The organism is Microbacterium sp. K2 (genome assembly GCF_051365005.1).
Taxonomy (GTDB): Bacteria; Actinomycetota; Actinomycetes; order Actinomycetales; family Microbacteriaceae; genus Microbacterium; species Microbacterium foliorum_B.
Genome location: NZ_JBLWII010000008.1, coordinates 1 through 2,518, shown reverse-complemented (window position 1 = coordinate 2,518; position 2,518 = coordinate 1). Strand labels below are relative to the sequence as shown.

Annotated in this window: 3 protein-coding genes; 2 read left to right on the top strand and 1 reads right to left on the bottom strand. The window is 67.7% G+C overall.

The genetic code is table 11. The annotated features are described in order from the left end of the window. Nucleotides 1–187: hypothetical protein (locus tag ACLKOY_RS17820; protein WP_436454798.1), on the top strand; the 187-nt coding region annotated here is incomplete at its 5' end. Between the two features lie 270 nt (nt 188–457). After that, nucleotides 458–1,786 carry a CoA transferase gene (locus ACLKOY_RS17815; protein ID WP_436454797.1) on the top strand — a complete coding sequence of 443 codons (1,329 nt, stop codon included), beginning with the start codon at nt 458–460 and terminating at the stop codon, nt 1,784–1,786. Here the strand turns inward: ACLKOY_RS17815 and ACLKOY_RS17810 are convergent. Next, nucleotides 1,771–2,518 (bottom strand): DUF4184 family protein (locus ACLKOY_RS17810; RefSeq protein WP_436454796.1); only part of this gene is annotated, 748 nt, incomplete at its 5' end. The genes ACLKOY_RS17815 and ACLKOY_RS17810 overlap by 16 nt on opposite strands.

The window sequence follows — 2,518 nt, the reverse complement described above, 5'->3', positions numbered from 1 at the left end:
GCCGAAGCTAGACGAGGATAATTTGGCATTTGACAAGTGCACGCTGTTGAGTTCTCAAGGATCGGATGCTCCCACGACCCAGTCATCACAACCAGGCCCGAAGGGCAACTTCTCTATCTTAGCCATCCCGTCCCGCTTGTCAAATCAGCGCGCCGTTCGGATCTTGGATCCGGTGCGCAGCCTGTGACAGCCGCAGATGGGGTGGATCTCCCATCCTAGACGCAGGCGTCTGTTCTCACAAGTGAGTGGATCGGGAGGTGGTTCTCCGCTTGAGGGGGGTGAAGCTCTCGGCCTCTCCGCTTCCCTGTGGGGCGAACAAGTAATAAGTTACGTGGGTTCCGGGGTTCTGGCAAATCGGGGCACCACCCCCGGGCGTGTCGCTGCAACCGCTGAGCGAGCTTTTCCCAGTCCAGCGCCGGTATTCGTCTCAGATCGCCGCCACGAGTACGATCGCAGCGTGAACGAGCCCAGGAATCACGCCGCCGCTGCCGCCCTGCTGGACCGGGTGCGAGCAGAGCTCGGCATCGAGGCTAAGTCCACCGACACCGGCACCCCGCCGCCTAAGTCCGTGCCTCTTCCGTCGCGCCTCGCGACGGGTGAGCTGGCATGGGCGAGCGTCCGCGCCGTCAGCCTGGCGGCGGGCATCCGCACCCTTCCCGACCCCGACCGCATAGCCGTCGCCTACCGGAGTGATCGGGCCCTCACCATCGGTGGCCTCTCCCCCGACGTCTGGTCGCCGTACTCGGCGTTCTTCCGCGCATCCGACGGGTGGATACGCACTCACGGCAACTATCCACACCACGCGAGGCGCCTGCGCGCCGGACTGGGTCTGGCCGATGACGCCGACGCCGAGGATGTGCGGGCGTCCGTCCTGCCGTTGAGAGCTGCCGACGCAGTCGCTCGGATCACGGCCGAGCGAGGCTTGGCTGTGCGCGTTCTGCACGAGAACCCGGAACACGATGCGAAGCTGCGCGCCACTCCCCTGCTGCAGGTCGAGCGGATCGACCTCTCACCTCGTGGCGGACGGCCGAGGGCCGGCGATCGAGACGATCGCGCGCCACTCGCCGGTGTACGGGTGCTCGACCTCACTCGGGTGATCGCCGGTCCCGTGTGCACTCGCACCCTCACCCTTCTGGGCGCCGACGTGATGCGCATCGATCCGCCGCATCTGCTCGAACCCGAGTGGCAGCACCTCGACACCGGCCACGGCAAGAGGACTGCGCTGCTCGACGCTCGTACCGATCGGTTCGAGGAACTGCTCGCAGCGGCTGACGTCGTTGTGCTGGGGTATCGGCCGGAATCCCTCGATCGCCTCGGCCTCTCGGCATCCGCTCTGCTCGAACGCCATCCCGGTCTGGTGGTCTCCCAGCTCAGTGCCTGGGGCATCGACGAGCCGTCCCGCGGCGGCTTCGACAGTCTGGTGCAGGCCGAGTCCGGGATAGCCATGATCGAGACCCTCGACGGTGACGGCCCCGGGGTTCTGCCTGCACAGGCCCTCGACCACAGCGCGGGGTACCTTCTTGCGGCCGCGGTCGTCTCGCTTCTCGGACGACGTCGGCGAGAGGGAGGCGGCTGGGTGGTGCGAACCTCACTGCGGCGGGTCGCGGCCGAGCTCCTCGGGATGCCGCGATCCTCCCGGACGGAAGCAGGACGGGAGCTGGACGTTGCCGCGCACACCTCCGCGTTCGAGGTCGCGGGGCAGACGGTCATCACCGCCGCATCGGTGCTTCCCGGCCTCGAGTTCGCCGCCCCCCATCGCTGGGGATCCGATCAGCCGCGCTGGTGAAGACGTCTGAACAGCGGCAGGGAGAGGCAGAGCGCGAGTGTGAGGACTCCCCACAGCGCGCACGCCGGGGGCAGCATCCGGTAGGCCAGATGCTGGTACGTGAACCCTTCGGTGAAGGGCCCGTACGCCGCGTATCCCACGATCCACGCAGTCACCATCACTGCGGGAAGCGACAGCCACCACGTGAGTCGGACGGCTCCGGGCACCGAGCGTTCGACGCCTTCTCGCGGATCGGCGCGGTGCAGCCGGCGGATGGCCCAGATGCCGATGATGACCAGCCCGATCACGCTCGATCCGTGCTGCAGCCATTTGTAGCCGGTGAGCGGACCCCACATGTCGTCGAGTGCGGGAAGTGCATCCACTCCCCATCGCCCCTCGTGCGTGAAGAGATCCCAGACGATGTGCGTCAGAACGCCCAGCACCAGAGACGCCGCGAGCATGAGCGGATACAGCCGATTCGGTGCGCCCACGCCGACGGCCGCTCGCGCGGCCCCGATGCCGGACTCCGACCAGTCGGCGGGCAGTCGCCGAGCCAGCCAGAGCGGTGAGAGTTCTCCGACCGCCGGGCGCAGCACCACACGCCAGAGCAGGAACAGCACGAACGCCACCAGCGCCGTCCAGAGCACGTTGCCGAACGTGTGGGTGAACGAGTACGGGAGGCCGATCCCCCGGAGGAACAGGGGAAGGTCCGGCGTCATGGCGCCGATCGCGATCGCGGCCGGCACGAGCGGG